This is a genomic window from Shinella sp. (assembly GCF_049651085.1).
Taxonomy (GTDB): Bacteria; Pseudomonadota; Alphaproteobacteria; order Rhizobiales; family Rhizobiaceae; genus Shinella.
Map to the genome: position 1 here is coordinate 63059 of NZ_JBASBL010000026.1, position 22418 is coordinate 85476.

Annotated in this window: 21 protein-coding genes and 3 tRNA genes; 1 reads left to right on the forward strand and 23 read right to left on the reverse strand. The window is 62.4% G+C overall.

The features are described from left to right. Positions 1 to 19: 19 nt before the first annotated feature. The 20 genes from WA950_RS16320 to WA950_RS16415 form a co-directional block, all read right to left on the reverse strand. A complete protein-coding gene (locus tag WA950_RS16320; protein ID WP_424552770.1) occupies positions 20 to 1687 on the reverse strand; it encodes a ribonuclease J in 1668 nt (555 codons plus the stop codon). Positions 1688 to 1702: 15 nt separating this feature from the next. Next, entirely contained in the window at positions 1703 to 2443 is a 741-nt protein-coding gene (locus tag WA950_RS16325) for a biotin--[acetyl-CoA-carboxylase] ligase (RefSeq protein WP_424552771.1), read from the reverse strand. 23 nt (positions 2444 to 2466) lie between these two features. Then, positions 2467 to 3909, reverse strand: a complete 1443-nt coding sequence (gene nuoN / locus WA950_RS16330; protein WP_424552772.1) for an NADH-quinone oxidoreductase subunit NuoN — start codon at positions 3907 to 3909, stop codon at positions 2467 to 2469. Between the two features lie 16 nt (positions 3910 to 3925). After that, on the reverse strand, positions 3926 to 5437 hold the full coding sequence (locus WA950_RS16335; RefSeq protein ID WP_424552773.1) for an NADH-quinone oxidoreductase subunit M: 1512 nt from the start codon (positions 5435 to 5437) through the stop codon (positions 3926 to 3928). Beyond that, on the reverse strand, positions 5437 to 7434 hold the full coding sequence (gene nuoL, locus WA950_RS16340) for an NADH-quinone oxidoreductase subunit L (RefSeq protein ID WP_424552774.1): 1998 nt from the start codon (positions 7432 to 7434) through the stop codon (positions 5437 to 5439). The genes WA950_RS16335 and nuoL overlap by 1 nt, the downstream gene beginning before the upstream one ends. 7 nt (positions 7435 to 7441) lie before the next feature. Continuing rightward, positions 7442 to 7750: an NADH-quinone oxidoreductase subunit NuoK gene (gene nuoK / locus WA950_RS16345; RefSeq protein WP_424552775.1), complete on the reverse strand. Its 309-nt coding sequence runs from the start codon at positions 7748 to 7750 to the stop codon at positions 7442 to 7444. Between the two features lie 25 nt (positions 7751 to 7775). Then, positions 7776 to 8390, reverse strand: coding sequence for an NADH-quinone oxidoreductase subunit J (locus tag WA950_RS16350; protein WP_424552776.1), 615 nt, complete (start codon positions 8388 to 8390; stop codon positions 7776 to 7778). Positions 8391 to 8492: 102 nt separating this feature from the next. Further along, on the reverse strand, positions 8493 to 8984 hold the full coding sequence (gene nuoI, locus WA950_RS16355) for an NADH-quinone oxidoreductase subunit NuoI (protein ID WP_424552777.1): 492 nt from the start codon (positions 8982 to 8984) through the stop codon (positions 8493 to 8495). 37 nt (positions 8985 to 9021) lie between these two features. Next, the gene (gene nuoH / locus WA950_RS16360) at positions 9022 to 10068 is read right to left on the reverse strand and encodes an NADH-quinone oxidoreductase subunit NuoH (RefSeq protein ID WP_424552778.1); all 1047 of its coding nucleotides are present in this window, start codon (positions 10066 to 10068) and stop codon (positions 9022 to 9024) included. A gap of 20 nt (positions 10069 to 10088) precedes the next feature. After that, a complete protein-coding gene (nuoG, locus tag WA950_RS16365) occupies positions 10089 to 12167 on the reverse strand; it encodes an NADH-quinone oxidoreductase subunit NuoG (RefSeq protein ID WP_424552779.1) in 2079 nt (692 codons plus the stop codon). A 125-nt stretch (positions 12168 to 12292) separates the two neighbouring features. After that, positions 12293 to 12919 (reverse strand): NADH:ubiquinone oxidoreductase, encoded by a 627-nt coding sequence (locus WA950_RS16370; RefSeq protein WP_424552780.1) that lies wholly within the window; start codon positions 12917 to 12919, stop codon positions 12293 to 12295. A gap of 4 nt (positions 12920 to 12923) precedes the next feature. Next, on the reverse strand, positions 12924 to 14228 hold the full coding sequence (nuoF, locus tag WA950_RS16375; protein WP_424552781.1) for an NADH-quinone oxidoreductase subunit NuoF: 1305 nt from the start codon (positions 14226 to 14228) through the stop codon (positions 12924 to 12926). 11 nt (positions 14229 to 14239) lie between these two features. Further along, complete coding sequence (gene nuoE / locus WA950_RS16380) at positions 14240 to 15289, reverse strand: NADH-quinone oxidoreductase subunit NuoE (RefSeq protein ID WP_424552782.1); 1050 nt, start codon at positions 15287 to 15289, stop codon at positions 14240 to 14242. A gap of 16 nt (positions 15290 to 15305) precedes the next feature. Beyond that, positions 15306 to 15479 (reverse strand): hypothetical protein, encoded by a 174-nt coding sequence (locus WA950_RS16385; protein WP_424552783.1) that lies wholly within the window; start codon positions 15477 to 15479, stop codon positions 15306 to 15308. Beyond that, positions 15479 to 16669 (reverse strand): NADH-quinone oxidoreductase subunit D, encoded by a 1191-nt coding sequence (locus WA950_RS16390; RefSeq protein WP_424552784.1) that lies wholly within the window; start codon positions 16667 to 16669, stop codon positions 15479 to 15481. The genes WA950_RS16385 and WA950_RS16390 overlap by 1 nt, the downstream gene beginning before the upstream one ends. A 48-nt stretch (positions 16670 to 16717) precedes the next feature. Next, positions 16718 to 17323, reverse strand: a complete 606-nt coding sequence (locus WA950_RS16395; protein WP_424552785.1) for an NADH-quinone oxidoreductase subunit C — start codon at positions 17321 to 17323, stop codon at positions 16718 to 16720. 18 nt (positions 17324 to 17341) lie between these two features. Further along, positions 17342 to 17923: a NuoB/complex I 20 kDa subunit family protein gene (locus WA950_RS16400; protein WP_424552786.1), complete on the reverse strand. Its 582-nt coding sequence runs from the start codon at positions 17921 to 17923 to the stop codon at positions 17342 to 17344. Further along, complete coding sequence (locus tag WA950_RS16405; protein WP_424552787.1) at positions 17914 to 18279, reverse strand: NADH-quinone oxidoreductase subunit A; 366 nt, start codon at positions 18277 to 18279, stop codon at positions 17914 to 17916. The genes WA950_RS16400 and WA950_RS16405 overlap by 10 nt, the downstream gene beginning before the upstream one ends. Positions 18280 to 18773: 494 nt before the next feature. Then, positions 18774 to 18850 (reverse strand) — tRNA-Asp (locus WA950_RS16410). 47 nt (positions 18851 to 18897) lie between these two features. Then, a tRNA-Asp gene (locus WA950_RS16415) sits at positions 18898 to 18974 on the reverse strand. A gap of 243 nt (positions 18975 to 19217) precedes the next feature. Here WA950_RS16415 and WA950_RS16420 point away from each other — a divergent pair. Further along, a tRNA-Val gene (locus tag WA950_RS16420) sits at positions 19218 to 19293 on the forward strand. A 401-nt stretch (positions 19294 to 19694) separates the two neighbouring features. Here WA950_RS16420 and WA950_RS16425 read toward each other — a convergent pair. The 3 genes from WA950_RS16425 to WA950_RS16435 form a co-directional block, all read right to left on the reverse strand. Then, entirely contained in the window at positions 19695 to 19958 is a 264-nt protein-coding gene (locus tag WA950_RS16425; RefSeq protein WP_424552788.1) for a hypothetical protein, read from the reverse strand. 215 nt (positions 19959 to 20173) lie between these two features. Further along, positions 20174 to 20908 (reverse strand): histidine utilization repressor, encoded by a 735-nt coding sequence (gene hutC / locus WA950_RS16430; RefSeq protein ID WP_424552789.1) that lies wholly within the window; start codon positions 20906 to 20908, stop codon positions 20174 to 20176. 102 nt (positions 20909 to 21010) lie between these two features. Next, entirely contained in the window at positions 21011 to 22357 is a 1347-nt protein-coding gene (locus WA950_RS16435) for a formimidoylglutamate deiminase (protein ID WP_424552790.1), read from the reverse strand. Positions 22358 to 22418: the final 61 nt, after the last annotated feature.

Here is a 22418-nt window from a genome sequence, read left to right on the forward strand (position 1 = left end):
CCGGTACGGCGGCAGGAAATCAGACTTTGGTCAGGAAGACCGTGACGACGGGCTTCTTGCCCCAGATCTCGTTGGCGGTGGAACGCACGGCGCGGCGCACCGCCTCCCGTACCATCTCCAGATCCTTGCGACGGGCGCGCGGAATGCTTTCGACGGCGCCGAGGACCGCGTCATAGAGCGTATCGCCCATATCCTCGCCCTCGTCGTCATACTGCGGCAGACCAAAGGGCTCGACCTCGGGATCGCCCTGGAAGTCATAGCGGCTGTCGAGCAGGATGCTGACGGCGACATGGCCGACGAAGGCGAGCTTGCGCCGGTCACCGATACCCATCTCCTCATAATCGCCGATGAGATTGCCGTCCTTGAAGATCCGGCCGAACGGCGCCTGATCGACGACTTCGGGCGTGCCGGGTGCAAGCTTCAGCACATCGCCATTGCGCACGCGCGGAACCTCGGCAATGCCGGACTGCTCGGCAAGCTGGGCATGGGCGGTCAGGTGCGCGGCTTCGCCATGCACCGGCACGACCATTTTCGGACGCGTCCAGCCATACATCTGCTGCAGCTCATGGCGGCGCGGATGGCCGGAGACGTGCACCAGCGCCTCGGAATCGGTGATGATGTTGATGCCCTGCTCGATCAGGCCGTTCTTGATGTCGTTGATCGCCTTCTCGTTGCCGGGAATGGCGCGCGAGGAGAAGATGATCGTGTCGCCATCCGTGAAGGCGACGTTGCGCATCTCGTCGCGGGCGATCTTGGCGAGCGCCGCACGCGGCTCGCCCTGGCTGCCCGTCAGGATGACCACGACCTTGTCACGCGGAATGTAGCCGAATTCATCCTCGGCGATGAAGGGCTTCAGGCCTTCCATCAGGCCGATGTCGCGGGCAACCTCCGTCACGCGCTTCATGGAGCTGCCGAGCAGGAGCACCTCGCGGCCGGCGGCTTCCGCGGCCTGGGCGATCGAGCGGATACGGCCGACATTCGAGGAGAAGGTGGTGATGCCCACCCTGCCCTCGGACGCCTCGATGATCTTGGTCAGGCTTTCCGAGACTTCCCGCTCGGACGGCGAAACGCCGTCCCGCAAGGCATTGGTGCTGTCGCAGATCAGCGCCAGAACACCCTCGTCGCCGAGCTTGCGCATGCGCGCCTCGTCCGTCAGCGGTCCGAGCGACGGGTCGAGATCGATCTTCCAGTCGCCCGTGTGAACGACCGTGCCGAGCGGCGTCTTGATCGCCAGCGACATGGGTTCGGGAATGGAGTGGTTGACGCCGATCGCCTCGATCTCGAACGGGCCGACATTGATGCGATCGCCCTGCTTGAAGATCGTCACCGGAATTTCGGTGCGGCTGCGCTCGTAGTTGCGCTTGGCCTCCAGCATGCCCGCCGTGAAGGGCGAGGCATAGACCGGGACGTTGAGAGCGGGCCACAGATCGTTCAACGCGCCGTAGTGGTCCTCGTGCGCATGGGTGATGATGATGCCCTTGAGCCTGTCCCGCTCCTTGGCGAGAAAGCGAATATCGGGCAGCACGAGATCGACTCCCGGCAGGTCCGGGCCGGGGAAGGTGACGCCGCAATCGACCATGATCCACTGGCGGTTTGCCTTCGGACCATAGCCGTAGAGCGCCAAGTTCATGCCGATTTCGCCGACGCCGCCAAGCGGCAGGAACACCAGTTCGTCTTCTTTTGCCATCGGGTTCAAAAAATCCTATCCAAAAAATACGTCGCCGGCCGCGATCAGTCGCGTGCCGCCGTCATCCGTCTCCAGTTTCAGGAGACCTGTATCATCAATTCCCGAAAAGCGCCCAGAAATAGAACGGTCGGGAAGATTGACCGTAATGTTTTCCCCGACGCCGCCCGCCACCTGTTTCCAGCGCTCCATGATCGCTGCGATCCCTCTTCCCCCGTTCCAAAGGGACAGCGTCTCGGCCATCGACTGGAAGAGATAGGCGAAAAGTTCGTCGGGGGAAGCGGACGCGCCAAAATCACGCAGTGTCGCCACCGGATAGAGGCCCGCATCGGGCGCCACCGCGACATTGATGCCGCAGCCGATCACCACCGCATGACGGCCGTCGCCAAGCGGCTCGCCCTCGACCAGGATGCCGCAGACCTTGCGGCGGTCCACCAGGATGTCGTTCGGCCATTTGATCAGGACGTCCGGCGCATCGAGCGGCATGATGCGACTGATGGCATCCTGCACGGCGACAGCAACGGCGAGCGGCAGCGAACCGAGCCGCTCCATCGGCGCCGGATCGGTCAACAGCAGGGATGCGTAGAGATTGCCCGGCTCGGAAAACCAGGCGCGGCCGCGCCGCCCGCGCCCGCCCGTCTGCCGGTTCGCGGTGATCCAGAGACCGGAAAGCGCGCCCTTTCGGGCGCGCTCCAGGCATTCCGTATTGGTCGAGCCCACATCCGTGAGCGCCTCGTGCCGAAAGTCGTCGAGCGACATCCGGCGAGGAGTTTCAGACCCGCTCAAAAGAAGGTCCGTGCCGCAGCTTCTGCGGCCGCGCCGATCGGGCCGCCGATCAGCACATAACCGAGAACGAAGAGGCCAGAGATGCCGAAGACCAGCTTCAGTTCGCCGGATGTGCGGGCGAATTCGCCGGTCGCTTCATCGAACCACATCACCTTGATGATGCGCAGATAGTAGTAGGCGCCGACGACCGAAGCCAGCACGCCGATGATGGCGAGTGCATAGAGCTGCGCCTCGATGGCCGCCATGAAGACGAAGTACTTGGCGAAGAAGCCCGCCATCGGCGGGATGCCGGCCAGCGAGAACATCAGGATCGTCATGACCGTCGCCATGAACGGATTGGTCGAGGAAAGGCCGGCCAGATCGTCGATATTCTCGACATTGCCGCCTTCCTTGCGGCGCATGGCGAGGATGATGGCGAAGGTGCCGAGCGTCATGACCATGTAGATGAGCATGTAGAGCGCGACGCCGCGCACGCCAGCCATGGAGCCGGCGGCAAGACCGACGAGCGCATAGCCCATATGGCCGATCGACGAATAGGCCATCATGCGCTTGATGTTGCGCTGGCCGATGGCGGCGAAGGAACCGAGCAGCATCGAGGCGATCGAGATGAAGACGATGATCTGCTGCCAGTCGGCGACGACCGGCTCGAAGGCGTCGATGACGATGCGCACGAGCATGGCCATGGCGGCAACCTTCGGGGCCGCGGCGAAGAAGGCGGTAACCGGGGTCGGCGCGCCTTCATAGACGTCCGGCGTCCACATGTGGAACGGCACGGCCGAGATCTTGAAGGCAAGGCCGGCAAGGATGAACACCAGGCCGAAGACCAGGCCGAGCGAACGGCCTTCTGCCGACAGGGCCGCGGCGATTTCCTGGAAACCGATATGGCCGGTGAAACCGTAGACCAGCGACATGCCGTAAAGCAGCATGCCGGAGGAAAGCGCGCCGAGCACGAAGTACTTCAGGCCGGCTTCCGTCGAGCGCAGGCTCTCGCGGTTGATCGCGGCAACGACATAGAGCGCCAGCGACTGGAGTTCCAGCGCCAGATACAGCGAGAGCAGGCTGTTGGCCGAGATCATCAGCAGCATGCCGAGCGTGGAAAGCACGATCAGCACCGGAAACTCGAAACGGTCGAGCTGTTCGGAACGGGCGTGGCCGACGGTCATCACCATGGCGGTGATGGAGCCGATCAGCGCCAGCACCTTCATGAACTTGGCGAAGGCGTCGGAGACGAACGCACCGGCATAGGCCTGGCCCTCGCCCGTGGCGAGGACCAGCCAGAGGCCGGAAATGATCAGCAGCGCGACGGCAAGCCCGGTGACGGTCGAACCCGACCGCTCGCCCGAGAAGACACCGACCATCAGCAGAACCAGGGCGCCGACGGCGAGAATGATCTCCGGCGTCGAGAGCTGAAGGCTGGCAAGGATTGTATCAGCAGTCATGTCTTGGGTCCCGTCGTCAGTTCGCCGTCAGCGCAACGGATTGCGCCGCCTGCAGAGCTGCGGAGTATTGGTTGAGAAGGGCGTCGACCGAAGCCGCCGTCACATCGAAGATCGGCGCCGGATAGACACCGTAGAAGATCGTGAGGATCACGAGCGGATAGAGCAGCAGCTTCTCCCGTCCCGAAAGGTCGAGCAGCGACTTGAGGCTTTCCTTCTCGAGCGCACCGAAGATCACCCGGCGATAGAGCCAGAGAGCATAGGAGGCAGAGAGGATGACGCCGGTCGTTGCAAAGAGCGCGACCCAGGTATTGGCGCGGAAAATGCCGATCAGCGTCATGAATTCGCCAACGAAGCCCGAGGTGCCGGGAAGGCCGACATTGGCCATGGTGAAGACCATGAAGGCGACGGCGTATTTCGGCATGTTGTTGACGAGACCGCCATAGGCCGAGATCTCGCGGGTATGCAGGCGGTCATAGACGACGCCGACGCAAAGGAAGAGCGCGCCGGAGACGATGCCGTGCGAGAGCATCTGGAAGATGGCGCCCTGCAACCCTTGAGCATTCGCCGCGAAGATACCCATGGTGACATAGCCCATGTGCGCGACCGACGAATAGGCGATCAGCTTCTTGATATCGTCCTGCATCATCGCGACCAGCGAGGTGTAGATGATAGCGATGACCGACAGCGCGAAGACGAGCGGCGCGAAATAGTCGGAGGCCAGCGGGAACATGGCGAGCGAGAAACGGATGAAGCCGTAACCGCCAAGCTTCAGCAGAACGCCGGCCAGGATGACCGAGCCTGCCGTCGGCGCCTGAACGTGCGCGTCCGGAAGCCAGGTATGCACCGGCCACATCGGCATCTTCACCGCGAAGGAGGCGAAGAAGGCAAGCCATAGCCAGGTCTGCATATGGGCCGGGAAGTTGTAGGCGAGCAGTTCCGTGATGTCCGTCGTGCCGGCCTGCCAGTACATCGCCATGATGGCGAGCAGCATCAGGACCGAGCCGAGCAGCGTGTAGAGGAAGAACTTGTAGGATGCGTAGACGCGATCCTTGCCGCCCCACACGCCGATGATGATGAACATCGGAATGAGGCCCGCTTCGAAGAAGACGTAGAAGAGGACGATATCGAGCGAGACGAAGACGCCGACCATGAACACTTCCAGAAGCAGGAAGGCGATCATGTATTCCTTCAGGCGCTTCTCGACCGAATGCCAACTTGCGAGCACGCAGAACGGCATGAGGAAGGTCGAGAGGATGACGAACAGCATGGAAATGCCGTCGACGCCGAGATGATAGGAAATGCCGGTGCCGAGCCATTCATGCTTCTCGGTCATCTGGAAGCCCGGATTCGAATTGTCGAAGCCGAACCAGATGAACAGCGAGAGCACGAAGGTGAAGACCGTCGTCAGCAGCGAGACGTTCAGGATATTGCGGCGACCATATGCGCTGTCCTCACGGGTCAGCAGCAGGAGCGCCACACCGACGAGCGGGAGAAAGGTGACCGCTGAAAGAATGGGCCAATCGGTCATCAGAGGGAACTCCCGAGCATCATCCAGGTAACGAGTGCTGCAATACCCAGCAGCATCGCGAATGCGTAGTGATAGAGGTAACCGGTCTGGAGGCGGACGACGCGGTTGGTGACGTCCACGACGCGGGAAGCGACACCGTTCGGGCCGAGGCCGTCGATGACCGAGCCGTCACCCTTTTTCCAGAGGAACTTGCCGAGCGCCTTCGCCGGACGGACGAAGATGAAATCGTACAGTTCGTCGAAGTACCACTTGTTGAGCAGGAACAGGTAGAGACCGCGGTGCTGCTCCGCGAGGTACTTCGGCGTCTCCGGCGAACGGATATACATGTACCAGGCAGTGACGAAGCCAACGGCCATGGCGGCGAACGGGCTCCACTTCACCCAGAGCGGAACGTGGTGGAACTCGTTGACGAGGTCGTTGCCCGGCAGCGTGAACAGGGAGCCCTGCCAGAATTCGGCATAGTGGTGGCCGAAGAAATATTCGACGAAGATCACGCCCGCGGCAACCGCGCCAGCGGCCAGCAGATAGAGCGGGATCAGCATGACGGCCGGGGATTCGTGCACATGATGCATGACATCAGCGGAAGCGCGCGGCTTGCCGAAGAAGGTCATGAAGGCCAGGCGCCAGGAGTAGAAGCTCGTGAAGAGCGCGGCGAGGACTAGCATCACGAAGGCGAAGCCTGCGACCGGGCTGTGCGAGGCAAACGTGCTCTCGATGATCGCATCCTTCGAGAAGAAGCCGGCAAAGCCGATGACGGTGCCCGGAATACCGACGCCGGTAAGCGCCAGCGTGCCGATCGTCATCATCCAGAAGGTGATCGGGATGTGCTTGCGCAGGCCGCCCATGTAGCGCATGTCCTGCTCGCCATCGACGGCATGGATGACGGAACCCGCACCAAGAAACAGCAGCGCCTTGAAGAAGGCATGCGTGAACAGGTGGAAGATGGCAGCGCCATAGGCGCCGATGCCGAGTGCCACGAACATGTAACCGAGCTGCGAGCAGGTCGAATAGGCGATGACGCGCTTGATGTCGTTCTGCACGAGGCCGACGGTCGCCGCGAAGAAGGCGGTGATCGCGCCGACCAGCGTGACGACCATCAGGGCGGTGTGCGACAGTTCGAAGAGCGGCGACATGCGGGCGACGAGGAAGACGCCGGCGGTGACCATGGTTGCGGCGTGAATGAGCGCCGATACCGGGGTCGGGCCTTCCATGGCGTCCGGCAGCCAGGTGTGCAGCAGGAACTGCGCCGACTTGCCCATGGCGCCCATGAAGAGCAGCAGGCAGGTGGCGGTCAGTGCACCCGACTTGTCGAGGCTCATGCCGAACAGCGAGATGACCGGATCGGCGGCATCCGCAGCGCCTTCAGCGGGCAGATAGGTCGCGGCCGAGGCAAAGATCGTCTCCAGATTGACCGAGCCGAACAGCACGAACACACTGGAAATACCGAGGATGAAGCCGAAGTCGCCGACGCGGTTGACGATGAAGGCCTTCATGGCGGCGGCGGAAGCCGACGGCTTCTTGTACCAGAAGCCGATCAGAAGGTAGGACGCCAGGCCCACGCCTTCCCAGCCGAAGAACATCTGCAGAAGGTTGTCGGACGTCACCAGCATGAGCATGGCGAAGGTGAACAGCGACAGGTAGGCGAAGAAACGCGGCCGATGCGGGTCATGGTGCATGTAGCCGATCGAATAGACGTGCACGAGCGTCGAGACGGAATTCACGACGACGAGCATGACGGCCGTCAGCGTATCGACCCGGAACGCCCATTCGACGTCGAAGCCGCCGGACTGGATCCAGCGCAGGACGCTGACCTTGACCACTTCCGTCTCGCCCATGGCGACATCGAAGAAGACGAGCCACGACAAGGCGGCGGCGATGATCATGAAGCCGGAGGTGACGTATTCCGACGCCTTGGCGCCGATGGCATTGCCACCGATGCCGGCGATCAGGAATCCGATCAGCGGAAGAAAGACGATTGCTTTGATGATGGTATCCATGACCCGATCAGCCCTTCATCATATTGACGTCTTCGACGGCGATCGAACCGCGGTTACGATAGAAGACGACGAGAATTGCAAGACCGATGGCCGCTTCCGCAGCCGCGACGGTCAGAATGAACAGCGCGAAGACCTGGCCGACGATATCGTTCAGGAAGGCCGAGAACGCGACCATGTTGATGTTGACCGAAAGCAGGATGAGTTCGATCGACATCAGGATGACAATGACGTTCTTCCGGTTGAGGAAGATGCCGAAGACGCCGATGGTAAAGAGGATGGCGCTGACGGTGAGATAGTGGGAAATACCGATTTCCATGATGCTTTTCCTTGTCCGCGCGGCCTCAGATGCCCTGCCCGGGCTTCACCTTGACAACTTCCACGGCGGTTTCCGGCGTGCGGGCAACCTGCCTGGGAATGTCCTGGCGCTTGATATGTTGGCGATGGCGCAGCGACAGCACGATCGCGCCGATCATGGCGACGAGCAGCACGAGGCCGGCGATCTGAAAGAAGTAGACGTAGTGCGTGTAGAGCACGTCGCCGAGGGCTGCCGTGTTGGTCCGTTCGCTGGCTGGCGGGATCGGCATCGAGGCATTGGCGGCGATCTCCGGGGAGAGCGTCGAGCCGCCGACGACGATGATGAGTTCCGCCGCCAGGATGAGACCGACCAGCGCGCCGACCGGAGCGTAATCAAGAACGCCCGAACGCAGCGCCGCGAAGTCGATGTCGAGCATCATCACGACGAAAAGGAAGAGAACCGCCACGGCGCCGACATAGACGACCAGCAGGATCATCGCCAGGAACTCGGCGCCCGTCAGCAGGAACAGACCCGCCGAATTGAAGAAGGTGAGGATCAGGAACAGCACGGAATAGACCGGGTTCCTGGCCGAGATCACCATGAAGGCGGACGCCACTGCCACGAAGGCGAACAGATAGAAGAATAGAGCCTGCAGACCCATTTTGGTGCCTTTTCGTCTTCCCCGGAGGAGGACCCCCTCCCCCGTCGAAGCCTGACGATCCCTCGTCAGGCACGTGCTTTCAATTTGCCTTTACGCTGCCAATCAGCGGTAAGGCGAGTCCATAGCGATGTTGCGGGCGATTTCCCGCTCCCAGCGATCACCGTTCTCGAGAAGCTTTTCCTTGTCGTAGTAGAGCTCCTCGCGCGTCTCGGTCGCGAACTCGAAGTTCGGACCTTCGACGATGGCGTCGACCGGGCAGGCTTCCTGGCAGAAGCCGCAATAGATGCACTTCACCATGTCGATGTCGTAACGCACCGTGCGGCGCGTGCCGTCGTTGCGGCGGGGACCCGCCTCGATGGTGATGGCCTGGGCCGGACAGATCGCCTCGCACAGCTTGCAGGCGATGCAGCGCTCTTCGCCATTCGGATAGCGGCGCAACGCATGCTCGCCGCGGAAGCGTGGAGAGACCGGCCCCTTTTCGAAGGGATAGTTCACTGTCGCCTTCGCACGGAAGAAGTAGCGCATCGACAGGAAGAACGCGCCAACGAATTCCTTGAGGAACAGCGAATTTACGGCTTGCGAAAGACTAGCCATGCTTAAGCTCCAATGCTGCTGAATTCCCGGGAGGTCCTCATGCGGACCAGCCCGTGAGCTTCAGCACGAATGCAACGATAACGACCATGGCGAGCGAGATCGGAAGGAAGACCTTCCAGCCAAGACGCATGAGCTGGTCGTAGCGGTAGCGCGGCACGAATGCCTTCACCATCGCGATCATGAAGAAGACGAAGGATGCCTTCAGGACGAACCAGATGATGCCGGGTACCCAGTTGAGGAACCAGACGTCGACCGGGGGCAGCCAACCGCCAAGGAAGAGGATCGTGGTCAGCGCGCACATCAGGCAGATGGCTGCATATTCGCCGAGCATGAACATCATGTACGGGGTGGAGCCGTACTCGACCATGAAGCCGGCGACAAGTTCGGATTCCGCTTCCGGAAGGTCGAAAGGCGGACGGTTCGTTTCGGCGAGCGCCGAAATGAAGAAGATCACGAACATCGGGAACAGCGCGAGCCAATGCCAGTCCAGGAAGGACGAAGGCAGGCCGAGGCGCGTGCCGAGACCGTCGCTCTGAGAAACGACGATGTCCGTCAGGTTCAGCGAGCCGACGCAGAGCAGAACGGTGACGATGACGAAACCGATGGAGACTTCGTACGAGACCATCTGCGCGGCGGAACGGAGCGCGCCGAGGAACGGATACTTCGAGTTGGAAGCCCAGCCGCCCATGAGGATGCCGTATACTTCCAGCGAGGAGATCGCCAGGATGTAGAGGATGCCGACATTGATGTTGGCGATCACCCAGCCGTCATTGAGCGGCACGACCGCCCAGGTGGCCAGCGCCAGCGTCACGGAGACGAGCGGCGCGAGCAGGAAGATCGCCTTGTTGGCGCTTGCCGGGATCACCGGCTCCTTGAAGACGAACTTCAGAAGGTCGGCGAAGGACTGGAAAAGCCCCCAGGGGCCGACGACGTTCGGGCCGCGGCGAAGCTGCACGGCAGCCCAGATCTTTCGGTCGGCGAGCAGAACATAGGCGATGAAGACCAGAAGCGCGACCAGCAGCAGAAGCGACTGGGCGATCATGATCGCTGCAGGCCAGACATAGGTCGAAATGAAAGCGTCCATAATGCTTTATCCCTTCGCGCTCATTCCGCCGCGACTTTGAAATTGTTGCGAGCCAGTGCCGAGCATTCAGCCATGACCGCGGAGGCGCGCGCTATCGGGTTCGTCAAATAGAAGTCTTTGATCGGAGACGCAAACCCGGAAGTCGCCATCTTCCCGCCTTTTTTCGCAAGTGCGGCAAGATCGGCGATATTCCCGGTCGCAATCTCGTCGATCGCGGCGAAATGCGGGTGTGCCGCATAGAGCTTTGCCCGCAGCTGGGCGAGCGAATCGAACGGCAGCTTCTTGCCGAGCACATCGGAAAGCGCACGCAGGATCGCCCAGTCCTCGCGGGCATCGCCCGGTGCGAAGCCGGCGCGGTTGCCCATCTGGACGCGGCCTTCGGTGTTGACCCAGGTGCCGGACTTTTCGGTATAGGTCGCGCCGGGCAGGATGACGTCCGCGACATGCGCCGCATTGTCGCCGTGCGAGCCGATATAGACCGTGAAGGCGGTCTTCTTCGAGAAGTCCATCTCGTCGGCGCCGAGCAGGAAGAGCACATCCGTGCCCGTCAGCATGTCGGCCGCCTTCTTGCTCCCCTCGCCCGGCACGAAGCCGAGGTCGAGGCCGCCGACGCGGGAGGCAGCGGTGTGCAGCACGGCAAGGCCGTTCCAGTCCGCCTTCACCGCGCCGACGTTTTCGGCAAGCTTGGTGACGGCCGAAAGGACGGCAAGGCCATCGGCGCGCGCAAGCGCACCCTGGCCGATGATGATCATCGGGCGCGCGGCCTTCTTCAGCTTGGCGGCGAACTTGACCGAACCGTCGATGAGGCCCGAGAGCGTGTCCGTGCCGGCGCCGAGATATTCGTAGCCGTAGCGCAGTTCGCCCTCTTCGCCGATCACGCCGATCGGGAAGCTGTCCATGCGCCAGCGCTTGCGGATGCGCGCGTTGAGCACGGCGGCTTCGAGGCGCGGATTGGAGCCCACGATGAGCAGCGCGTCGGCCTGCTCGATGCCTTCGATGGTCGGGTTGAAGAGGTAGCTGGCGCGGCCGAGCGACGGATCGAGCACCGAACCGTCCTGGCGGCAGTCGACATTCGTCGAGCCGAGGGCCGTCATCAGTTCGCGCAGCGCATAAATTTCCTCGACGGAGGCAAGATCGCCGGCAATAGCCCCGATGCGCTCGCCGGACTTGCCGGCAACGGCGCCCTTGATCGCGTCGAAGGCTTCAGCCCAGCTTGCGGGCTGGAGGCGGCCGTCCTTGCGGACATACGGGCGGTCGAGGCGCTGGGTCTTCAGGCCATCCCAGATGAAGCGGGTCTTGTCGGAGATCCACTCTTCGTTGATCTCTTCGTTGACGCGCGGCAGGATGCGCATGACTTCGCGGCCGCGCGTGTCGACGCGGATGGCGGAGCCGACGGCGTCCATGACGTCGATCGATTCAGTCTTGTTCAGTTCCCACGGACGGGCCGTGAAGGCGAAGGGCTTGGAGGTCAGCGCGCCGACCGGGCACAGATCGACCACGTTGCCCTGAAGCTCGGAGGTCATCGCCTGTTCGAGATAGGTGGTGATTTCGGCATCCTCGCCGCGACCGATGAGGCCAAGCTCGGTGATGCCGGCGACTTCCGTCGTGAAGCGAACGCAGCGCGTGCAGTGAATGCAGCGGTTCATGATCGTCTTGACGAGCGGGCCGATATACTTGTCCTCGACCGCACGCTTGTTTTCAGCGTAGCGCGAAGAGTCGATGCCGAAGGCCATCGCCTGGTCCTGCAGGTCGCATTCGCCACCCTGGTCGCAGATCGGGCAATCCAGCGGGTGGTTGATGAGCAGGAACTCCATCACGCCTTCGCGCGCCTTCTTGACCATCGGCGTGGTCGTGAAGACTTCAGGCGATTCCCCGTTCGGGCCGGGGCGAAGATCGCGCACGCTCATGGCGCAGGAGGCCGCCGGCTTCGGCGGGCCGCCCTTTACCTCGACAAGGCACATGCGGCAGTTGCCGGCGACCGACAGCCGCTCGTGGAAACAGAAGCGCGGAACCTCGGCCCCGGCCTCCTCGCACGCCTGAAGCAGCGTGAAGTGATCCGGGACTTCGATTTCTTTTCCGTCGACTTTCAGCTTTGCCATATCTCAATTCCCGCTCTTGACGAGGGTAGTCCCGCGTCGCGCCAGCGCCATTCTCTCCAGCATCCGTTCGGGGCCGCAGCCCTTCCCTTCCGCCTTTGTTCCGTTTCGCCGATCCCGGCGGAGCGTCAGCCCCTGCCCTTTGCCAGCGTCCTTGCCTGCTCCACCCAGCCATCGCGGGCAATTCGCCCGTCGAGGCCGAGTTCGGCTTCGATCCTCGCGACATCCGCAGCCTTCAGGGCTGCAATGTCGGCATAACGCCGGAGACCCATGCCGTTCAGCACCTGCTCCAGCTTCGGCCCGATGCCTGAAATCACCTTCAGGTCGTCGGTCCTGGCGGCTTTTGCGGCCGATGCCTTGCGCACCGGCTTTGTCGCCGCCGTTCCCTGCGTCGCGCTTCTGTCGCGCGCCACCCTTGTCTTCGGCTCCGCGACGGGCTTTTCCGTCCCGGGAACCACGCGCAACACCGGCTTCGCCTTCACGGGCTCCGCCGTTATCGCCTCATCGAGCGCCGCCCTCGTCTGCTTAGCCGCGCTCTGCATCATGCCCAGCATCATCCCGGCCATCTGGCCTGCGATGCCGAAACCGATCGCGCTCGTTGCGACCATGGCAGCCACCGGATGGGCCATCAGCGGATGCAGCGGCACGTCCGGCATTTCCTTCAGCCACGGCGAAAGACCGAACGGGTCGTCGCCGGCGGCTACTGCCGGCGGGGTTTCGGTTGCATTCGCATCCTGGCCCACCGGCTTCGTCATTGTCTTACTCCGCTGCTTCCAGCACCGCACCATGCGCCATGGCATTGGCCGTGTACTGGTCGATACGCGCCTCGATCTCGGGGCGGAAATTGCGGATCAGGCCCTGGATCGGCCAGGCTGCGGCATCGCCGAGCGCGCAGATCGTATGACCTTCGATCTGCTTCGTGACGTCGAACAGCATGTCGATTTCGCGCTTCTGAGCGTTACCGGTGACCATGCGCTGCATGACGCGCATCATCCAGCCGGTGCCTTCGCGGCACGGCGTGCACTGGCCGCAGCTCTCGTGCTTGAAGAAGGCCGAGATGCGCCAGATCGCCTTGATGATGTCGGTGGAGCGATCCATGATGATCATGCCGCCCGTGCCGAAGGAGGACTTGACGTCGCGCAGGCCATCGAAGTCCAGCGTGACATTCATCATGTCCTCGCCCTTGACGACCGGGCAGGATGCGCCGCCGGGGATGACGGCGAGCAGGTTGTCCCAGCCGCCTCGGATGCCGCCGCCGTGCTTTTCGACCATTTCACGGAAGGAGATGCCCATGGCCTCCTCGACCGTGCAGGGCGTGTTGACGTGGCCGGACATCATGAACAGCTTGGTGCCGACGTTGTTGGGGCGACCAAAACTGGAGAACCAGCTTGCGCCACGACGCAGGATCGTCGGCGTGACCGCGATCGATTCCACGTTGTTGACGGTCGTCGGGCAGCCGTAGAGGCCCATATTCGCCGGGAACGGCGGCTTCAGGCGCGGCTGGCCCTTCTTGCCTTCGAGGCTTTCGAGCAGCGCGGTTTCCTCGCCGCAGATATAGGCGCCCGCACCATGGTGGACGTAGACGTCGATATCGTAGCCGAGCTTGTTGTTCTTGCCGAGAAGGCCCGCATCGTAGCACTCGTCGATGGCGGCCTGCAGCGCTTCGCGTTCACGGATGAACTCACCGCGCACATAGATGTAGGCGGCATGCGCGCCCATGGCGAAGGACGCGATGACGCAGCCCTCGATCAGCGTGTGCGGATCGTGGCGCAGGATATCGCGGTCCTTGCAGGTACCGGGCTCGGACTCGTCCGCATTGACGACGAGGTAGTGCGGCCGGCCGTCGGATTCCTTCGGCATGAAGGACCACTTGAGACCTGTCGGGAAGCCGGCGCCGCCGCGGCCGCGCAGGCCCGAAGCCTTGACCTCGTTGACGATCCAGTCGCGGCCCTTTTCGAGCAGCTGCTTGGTGCCGTCCCAATGACCGCGGGCCATGGCGCCCTTCAGCGACTTGTCCTTGGTGCCGTAGATATTGGTGAAGATGCGATCTTGATCTTTAAGCATGATTCACCCCTTTACCGCGGCTTCTTGCCGAAGACGCGGATGTATTCCGCTTCGCCGCCCTTGGCGAGCGCCTTGGCCTGCTTGACCCAGTCGTCCCGCTCGATACGGCCCTTGAAATTCAGATAGCCATCGACCCATTCACGCTCCGCCTTCTTCCAGGCCGCGACCTGGGCGAAGGTGAAGATGCCGAGTTCCTGGAGCGTACCCTCGATCTTCGGCCCGACGCCGGAGATCAGCTTCAGGTCGTCCGGGCTCGCAGGACGCGCGATGCCGGCCGGACGGTTCTTGTCGTCCAGCGACGGCTTGCCAGCGTCTGCTTCCGGCGTCTTCAGCTTCGGATTGGTTTCCTCGGCATCCGTCGTCACCCGCGCGGCATTCGACGGGGGCACGCTGACGCTGTCCTCGTCCGACTTCCTGGCGCGGGTGGTCGTCGTCTTCTTTGCGGCCGCTTCCGGCTCGTTGAGGCTGCTGAGGCCACCGGCAGGAGCCGAAAAGATGCGGTCGACCTGCGGGCCGGTTGCAATCTCTGCACCCTTGCCGGCGTCGAAACGGTCGATGATGTGCTCGAGCTGCGTCGGCGTCAGGTCTTCATAGCTGTCCTTGAAGATCATGATCATCGGTGCGTTGACGCAAGCACCCTGACACTCGACCTCTTCCCAGGACAGCGTGCCGCTCTCGTTGAGATGCAGCGGCTCTGCATGGATGCGCTTCTTGCAGACGTTGATCAGGTCTTCCGCGCCGCGCAGCATGCAGGGCGTCGTGCCGCAAACCTGGACATGGGCGCGCGTACCGACCGGCAGCAGCTGGAATTGCGTGTAGAAGGTCGCAACCTCGAGGACGCGGATATAGGCCATGTCGAGCATGTCGGCGACGGATTCGATCGCCGCCTTGGTAACCCAGCCATCCTGTTCCTGCGCCCGCATGAGAAGCGGGATCACCGCCGATTGCTGGCGGCCCTTCGGATACTTGTTGATCGTTGCCTTGGCCCAGGTCGCATTCTCCTTGGTGAAGGCGAAGCTGGCGGGCTGGACATTATCTTCGGCTAGTCGACGAACGGACATTCTGTAACGCCTTGTCTCAGTTAATCTGCCGGCGCTGCGTCGTCTCAAAGACGAACTCGCAGGCATGCGCCAACGTGTCATTCTGAAGGAAAACGATAGCGCAGCCCATGCCCGCGTCGCCACGAACGGCGCGCGCAAAAGCGGCGGCGGTCGGCATGGCGGCGGTCATGGCAAGGGCTGCGGTCTGCATCAGCGGTCAACCTCGCCGAACACGATGTCGAGCGAACCGAGGATCGCCGATACGTCGGCGAGCTGATGCCCGCGACAGATGAAATCCATCGCCTGCAGGTGCGCATAACCCGGAGCGCGGATCTTGCAGCGGTACGGCTTGTTGGTGCCGTCGGCGACGACATAGACGCCGAATTCGCCCTTCGGCGCCTCGACGGCCGCGTACACTTCGCCGGCAGGTACGTGGTAGCCTTCCGTATAGAGCTTGAAGTGGTGGATGAGCGCTTCCATCGAGCGCTTCATCTGGCCACGCTTCGGCGGAACCATCTTGCCGTCGACCGAGGAGACCGGGCCGACCTTCGCATCGCCGAGCAGGCGATCGACGCACTGGCGCATGATCTTGGCCGATTCGCGCATCTCGATCATGCGGATGATGTAACGGTCGTAGCAGTCGCCGTTCTTGCCGATCGGAATGTCGAAGTCGAGGTCGGAATAGCACTCATAGGGCTGCGAGCGGCGCAGGTCCCAGGCAGCGCCCGAACCGCGCACCATGACGCCCGAAAAGCCCCAGGCCCAGCAATCTTCCAGGCTCACCACGCCGATATCGACGTTGCGCTGCTTGAAGATGCGGTTGCCGGTGAGCAGTTCGTCGATATCGTCGACGGTCTTCAGGAACGGATCGATCCACTTGCCGATGTCTTCCACCAGCTCGTGCGGCAGGTCCTGATGCACGCCGCCCGGACGGATATAGGCCGAGTGCATGCGCGCGCCGCAGGCGCGCTCATAGAACACCATCAGCTTTTCGCGCTCCTCGAAGCCCCAGAGCGGCGGCGTCAGCGCGCCGACGTCCATGGCCTGGGTCGTCACGTTGAGGAGATGCGAGAGGATACGGCCGATTTCCGAATAGAGAACGCGGATAAGCTGGCCACGGATCGGCACTTCGGTGCCGGTCAGCTTCTCGACGGCCATCGCAAAGGCGTGTTCCTGGTTCATCGGCGCCACGTAGTCGAGGCGGTCGAAATAGGGAACGGCCTGAAGATAGGTCTTCGTCTCGATCAGCTTCTCGGTGCCGCGGTGCAGCAGGCCGATATGCGGATCGACGCGCTCGACGATTTCGCCGTCGAGTTCGAGGACGAGGCGCAACACCCCGTGTGCCGCCGGGTGCTGCGGCCCGAAGTTGATGTTGAAATTGCGAACGTTGTGCTCGTTCATACCGCTTGCTCCAGAGGTCGGCGCCCTATCGGTCCGCCTGACCCAAAATCAGTTCTGCTTCGCCTTCTCGTCGCCCGGCAGCACATAGTCGGTGCCTTCCCACGGGGACAGAAAATCGAAGTTGCGGAATTCCTGCTTCAGTTCGACAGGCTCATACACGACCCGCTTGACCTGGTCGTCATACCGCACTTCCACGAAGCCGGTCGTCGGAAAGTCCTTGCGCAGCGGATAGCCCTCGAAACCGTAGTCGGTGAGGATGCGGCGCAGGTCCGGATGGCCCGTGAAGAGAATACCGTACATGTCGTAGGCTTCCCGCTCGAACCAGTCGGCGCCCGGATAGACCGAGCAGGCCGAGGGAACCGGAACGTCCTCGCCGGTCGCGACCTTGATGCGGATGCGCACGTTCTGGCGTGGCGACAGCAGGTGATAGACCACATCGAAACGATCGGCGCGTGCCGGCCAGTCCACGCCGCAAATATCGACGAGGTTGATGAAGCCGCACTGCACATCGTCGCGCAGGAAGGTCAGAAGCTCGACGACGCGTGCGCCATCCGTCTTCAGGGTGAGTTCACCATAGGCGATGTCGGCAGACATAACGAGCCTGCCGGCCGCTTCGCCGATATAGGAGGAAAGCTCCTGGAGGGCTTCGCTCATCTTATAAGTCCCCTGCCCTTAGCGTTCGATCGTACCGGTCCGGCGGATCTTCTTTTGCAGCAGGAGCACGCCGTAGAGGAGTGCTTCCGCCGTGGGAGGACAGCCTGGTACATAGATGTCGACCGGCACCACGCGGTCACAGCCGCGCACCACCGAATACGAATAGTGATAGTAGCCACCGCCATTGGCGCAGGAGCCCATCGAGATGACATAGCGCGGCTCCGGCATCTGGTCGTAGACCTTGCGGAGCGCGGGCGCCATCTTGTTGGTCAGCGTGCCGGCGACGATCATGACGTCGGACTGGCGCGGCGAGGCGCGCGGCGCAAAGCCGAAACGCTCGACGTCGTAACGCGGCATGGACAGCTGCATCATCTCGACTGCGCAGCAGGCAAGGCCGAAGGTCATCCACATCAGCGAGCCGGTACGGGCCCAGGTGATGAGCTCGTCGGTCGAGGTGACGAGGAAGCCCTTGTCGGCGAGTTCGTTGTTGATCTCGCCGAAGAAGGCGTCATTGCTGCCGACGGGCTTGCCGGTATTGGGATCGATGATCCCCTTGGCCTGCGGCGCAACGAGCGTGTTGTTGGTATGAGCTACTCCCATTCGAGCGCCCCCTTCTTCCATTCATAGATAAAGCCGATGGTCAGCACACCGAGGAAGACCATCATCGACCAGAAGCCGAACCAGCCCATGTCGCCAAAGGAAATGGCCCAGGGGAACAGGAAGGCAACTTCGAGGTCGAAGATGATGAAGAGGATCGACACCAGATAGAAGCGGATATCGAATTTCATACGCGCATCATCGAACGCATTGAAGCCGCACTCGTAAGCGGAAAGCTTTTCCGAATCGGGAGCCTTGTATGCGACGGCAAACGGCGCGACCAGCAAGGCAATGCCGATCACAAGCGCGATACCGATGAAGATGGCGATCGGGATATAGGAACCAAGAAGTTCAGTCATTAGCGTCCATCCTGCCTGCTCATGGCGCCGGAGAGACGCCTGTTGGTCAAAGACCTGCAAGCCGAAAAAGTATGTTGCAACGCCACGTCGTTAGCGCAGTGAGCGCCCCCGCGCAAGGCTTAGTCCGGCTTTCGCCGCAATCATTGTACTCTTTTCGGGATTACCCCGAGAAGCCCGTGGCGAAGCCATTTAAATCGTTACGATTCCATGATCGCCGACATCCGGGGCCTTTCGCCGCAGGTGCAAAGAAAAAGCCCTCGCCTTCCCGACGAGCCTTTCAAATGACGCCGGGAACGAGCACCGAAATCGCCCACCTCTTCCCGCGACAGGAATAGGCACGCGCGCGCATCGACCCGCCCATGTGCAGAATCACAAAAGCAGGGCGAGACAGCAAATGCATAGGGAAGAATGAGGCGTAACAGCGAATCTCCGCCGAAGCGCCCTTAAGGCCCTGCGTGAAGAAAATCGCGTAACGATCTGAGAAAGAGAAGAAATGGCGCGAGTGACGGGGCTCGAACCCGCGACCTCCGGCGTGACAGGCCGGCACTCTAACCGACTGAGCTACACCCGCGCATCTTCTTGACCTTGCGGTCCCGCATGTTCGTCCGGCCTTTCGAGTGGCGCGAGTGACGGGGCTCGAACCCGCGACCTCCGGCGTGACAGGCCGGCACTCTAACCGACTGAGCTACACCCGCATCCTCGAAAGCTACCGGATGGCGAAGCATCCGTCCCGAGCGGCCTGAGCCGTTCGATGAGCGGCTAACTACGGGGTTCAGGTTTGGGTGTCAAGCAGGTTTCAAGACAAAAGAATGACGCGCTGCGAAATGTTTCCACACCCTCGTGCATCTCCATGGGACTATTCAAAAAATGCAAAAAACTTTGCGATTGCCTCTTGCGGATTGATCCGGTTCCGCATAGATCACGGCCACCAACGCGGCGGGCGATTAGCTCAGTTGGTAGAGCGCCTCGTTTACACCGAGGATGTCGGCGGTTCGAGTCCGTCATCGCCCACCATTTTCTCCGCCAACAATTCTGCATGCAGGCCCTGATCGACAGGGCGCTAGCGCATGTGTTCGGCCGGCTGGTTTCCTTCACCTGCAAGCACGAATTCACTTTCCCGGAACGGCCGCCTCACCTTTTGGCTCAAAACATGGGAGTCCGAGGCTTCCCCATTGACTCTTCCCTCTTCCCCGGATGGAAAGGGACAGCACATTGAGGAAGGCACCGACCATGCGAAAGATCGCCGTCATTACCTGCATCATGATTGCCGGCCTGTCGCTGGCGGGCTGCGCCGGGCGTCAATGCAGCGATTGGCCGGGGACGTGCATTATTCAGTGAAATGCCTGACGTGAGGCTCGTCAATCGACGGGGCCGCCCAGGAGGCCCCTACGGGCCCCCTCAGCCGGCTCCGCGCCTCAGTGCGTCGTCGGCGTGTCTTCTTCTTCCAGGAACGAGCCTATTCCGTCCCTTGCGATCGTCGCGAGGAACTCGTCGAACGCCTCGCGATCCGTCGCGAAGGGCTCGTCCCATTCGAAAAGGTCCTCGTTCTGGGTGACGACCTCCATTGTCCAGTCGTTCTGCGTGCCTGCCGGGCGATAGATATCGACGAGGACGGTGATATCGTCCTCGGTGTACTCACCCGAAAGTTCGGAATGTTCCAGTTTGGGCTTCTTGGTCATGGCTGGTCGTCCTGCAGGCGATGCCGGAAATCCGAGCCGGCATGATCACGATCGAAGGGATTTGGCGAAACTGAGAACGGCCAGCGTGATCTCGCGGCAGCGACGTGACGTCAATCGGTCGCCCGACCCCGATCTAAAACTATCGGCAGTCGCGTTCTGAAATCCTTGTGACAGAGCGGACGTTCTCCGTCCACCCCTTCCTGAAGCCGTTTGGCTCACACTGCCTGCCTGGCGTGGGTTGGAGCGAACTCCGCAACGAGTTCGTGTTTTTCGCCGGGATAGGTCAGCCGCACATGGGTAATATAGAGATCACCGCTCCAGGTGCGCCGTTCGACGACGAGGCAGGGCGTGCCGGGCGCGATCGCCAGCAGTTCGGCGGCGCGGGCATCGGCGCCGACGGCGCGGATGCGGTGTTCGGCGGCGCTCCACGGTACGCGGCTGATCAGCCAGGCCCCGGGGGCGACGTCAATGAAGGTTTCTTCCGCCGCTTCCGGCACCGCAGCAAGGTTGATGAGGCGGTCTTCCAGGCAAAAAGGGTGTGCGCCTGCGAAATGCACGGCGCTAATGTCCGTCAGCCGGGCCGATTCGTGCAATTTCATCAGCCGCCGGTCGGCGCTCCTTGCGGCCCGGTCGAGGCGCGCACGCCGTTCATAGCGATAGGGCAGCCCAAGCGATTCGACCTCCAGGCGGATATCGTGGATTTCGAGGACGGCCGATTGCGCATGCGGGTGGGTGACGTAGCTGCCGGATTTGCGCCGGCGCTCAATGAGGCCGCGCTTGACCAGTTCGGTAATCGCCTTGTTCACCGTCATGCGCGAACATTGATACTGCTCGGTCAGTTCGTGCTCGAAGGGAATGCGGTGGCCGGGCGGCCATTCGCCGGACAGAATCCTGCCCTCCACATCCTCCAGGATGCGGCGGTGCAGCGAAGGCTCCCGGGTCTCGACCACGCTTCTGTCCTCTTCGTTGGAAATGCTCGCCTCCGCTAGCGGGCACAGATTCGCCCGGTCATTGAATGTCATAGAAAAGGCCGGTGGGCCTTTCAATCGGCTTCAGCCCTCGGCGAGCGCCCGCATCGTGGCGGCAAAGCGCCGGCCGATCGCTTCGCGCAAGCGGTGCCGCCCGCCCTCGACCTGCTTGCGGCCATTCACCCAGACGCAATCGACATCGGCGCCGTTCGCGAAAATCCAGCCGTCGAGCAGTCCGTCGCCGGCAAGATCGAGGCCGTGCCGCGTCCTGACGCCGACGAGGTCGGCCGCATTGCCCATTGCGATTCCCGCCTTCGTGCCGAGCGCTGCGGCGCCGCCGGCAAGCGCGCCGTCGAACAGGGCCCGGCCTGTCGAGCCGCCGGGGACAGCGAGCACATTGCGGGCGCGATGAGCCAGACGCTGCGAGTATTCGAGCTGGCGCAATTCGTCCGGCAGGCCGATCAGCACGTTGGAATCGGAACCGACACCGAATCGACCGCCAGCCGAGAAGAAATCCGGCGCGGGGAATGTGCCGTCGCCGAGGTTGGCTTCAGTCACCGGACAAAGACCCGCAATGGCGCCCGCTTGCGCCATGCCGCGCGTCTCGCCTTCCGTCATGTGCGTCGCATGGATGAAGCACCAGCGACCGTCGACCGTCTGATTCTCCAGCAGCCATTCCACCGGACGGCGGCCGGACCAGGCGATGCTGTCCTCCACTTCCTTCACCTGCTCGGCGATGTGGATATGGATCGGCTTGTCTGCCGCCATTGCGACGACGGCGCTCAGTTCTTCGGGCGTGACGGCGCGCAGGCTGTGCGGCGCGACACCGGTGACGCCTTCCGGCAATCCGTCCGCAAGCGCGCGGCAGCGCTCCAGCAGGGCGGCAAAGGAATCAAGGTCGTTGATGAAACGGCGCTGCCCCTCGCCCGGCGCGGTGCCGCCGAAGCCCGCATGAGCATAGAAGACGGGCAGCAGCGTCAGGGCTACGCCCGTTTCGGCTGCCGCAGCGGCGATCCGCGCGGCCATTTCGCCGATATCGTCGTAGTGTCCGCCATCCTTGTCGTGATGCAGGTAGTGGAATTCGCCGACGCGGGTGAAGCCGGCCTCCAGCATTTCCACATAGAGCTGGGCGGCGACGGCCTCCACATCGTCCGGCGTCATGGAAAGCGCGAAGCGATACATGACATTGCGCCAGCTCCAGAAGGAATCGCTGCCCGGACCGCGCGTTTCCGCAAGTCCCGCCATGCCGCGCTGGAAGGCATGGCTGTGCAGGTTCGGCATGCCGGAAAGAATGGTGTCGTGACGCTCGTCGCCCGATGCGGCGGCGGCATCCGTCTCAAGCGCCGCAATGCGCCCCCCCTCGATGCCGATGCGAACATTCTTCGCCCAGCCGCTCGCCAGCAGCGCCTGCCTTGCATGAATGACGGTCATGGCCTGTCCTTCCTCCCGCTCGCATCCTCGGCGCCCGCCATAAATTGGCTCTTGCGCCGCT

What these genes read in the sequence shown, in the direction of transcription:
- WA950_RS16335 (WP_424552773.1), bottom strand. Translation starts at nt 5,437, where the DNA reads ATGACCGATTGGCCCATTCTTTCAGCGGTCACCTTTCTCCCGCTCGTC.
- WA950_RS16390 (WP_424552784.1), bottom strand. Translation starts at nt 16,669, where the DNA reads ATGAACGAGCACAACGTTCGCAATTTCAACATCAACTTCGGGCCGCAG.
- nuoG (WP_424552779.1), bottom strand. Translation starts at nt 12,167, where the DNA reads ATGGCAAAGCTGAAAGTCGACGGAAAAGAAATCGAAGTCCCGGATCAC.
- WA950_RS16425 (WP_424552788.1), bottom strand. Translation starts at nt 19,958, where the DNA reads ATGACCAAGAAGCCCAAACTGGAACATTCCGAACTTTCGGGTGAGTAC.
- WA950_RS16370 (WP_424552780.1), bottom strand. Translation starts at nt 12,919, where the DNA reads ATGACGAAGCCGGTGGGCCAGGATGCGAATGCAACCGAAACCCCGCCG.
- WA950_RS16435 (WP_424552790.1), bottom strand. Translation starts at nt 22,357, where the DNA reads ATGACCGTCATTCATGCAAGGCAGGCGCTGCTGGCGAGCGGCTGGGCG.
- nuoH (WP_424552778.1), bottom strand. Translation starts at nt 10,068, where the DNA reads ATGGACGCTTTCATTTCGACCTATGTCTGGCCTGCAGCGATCATGATC.
- WA950_RS16325 (WP_424552771.1), bottom strand. Translation starts at nt 2,443, where the DNA reads ATGTCGCTCGACGACTTTCGGCACGAGGCGCTCACGGATGTGGGCTCG.
- WA950_RS16405 (WP_424552787.1), bottom strand. Translation starts at nt 18,279, where the DNA reads ATGACTGAACTTCTTGGTTCCTATATCCCGATCGCCATCTTCATCGGT.
- nuoI (WP_424552777.1), bottom strand. Translation starts at nt 8,984, where the DNA reads ATGGCTAGTCTTTCGCAAGCCGTAAATTCGCTGTTCCTCAAGGAATTC.
- nuoL (WP_424552774.1), bottom strand. Translation starts at nt 7,434, where the DNA reads ATGGATACCATCATCAAAGCAATCGTCTTTCTTCCGCTGATCGGATTC.
- nuoE (WP_424552782.1), bottom strand. Translation starts at nt 15,289, where the DNA reads ATGTCCGTTCGTCGACTAGCCGAAGATAATGTCCAGCCCGCCAGCTTC.
- WA950_RS16350 (WP_424552776.1), bottom strand. Translation starts at nt 8,390, where the DNA reads ATGGGTCTGCAGGCTCTATTCTTCTATCTGTTCGCCTTCGTGGCAGTG.
- nuoF (WP_424552781.1), bottom strand. Translation starts at nt 14,228, where the DNA reads ATGCTTAAAGATCAAGATCGCATCTTCACCAATATCTACGGCACCAAG.
- nuoN (WP_424552772.1), bottom strand. Translation starts at nt 3,909, where the DNA reads ATGACTGCTGATACAATCCTTGCCAGCCTTCAGCTCTCGACGCCGGAG.
- WA950_RS16400 (WP_424552786.1), bottom strand. Translation starts at nt 17,923, where the DNA reads ATGGGAGTAGCTCATACCAACAACACGCTCGTTGCGCCGCAGGCCAAG.
- WA950_RS16385 (WP_424552783.1), bottom strand. Translation starts at nt 15,479, where the DNA reads ATGCAGACCGCAGCCCTTGCCATGACCGCCGCCATGCCGACCGCCGCC.
- WA950_RS16320 (WP_424552770.1), bottom strand. Translation starts at nt 1,687, where the DNA reads ATGGCAAAAGAAGACGAACTGGTGTTCCTGCCGCTTGGCGGCGTCGGC.
- WA950_RS16395 (WP_424552785.1), bottom strand. Translation starts at nt 17,323, where the DNA reads ATGAGCGAAGCCCTCCAGGAGCTTTCCTCCTATATCGGCGAAGCGGCC.
- nuoK (WP_424552775.1), bottom strand. Translation starts at nt 7,750, where the DNA reads ATGGAAATCGGTATTTCCCACTATCTCACCGTCAGCGCCATCCTCTTT.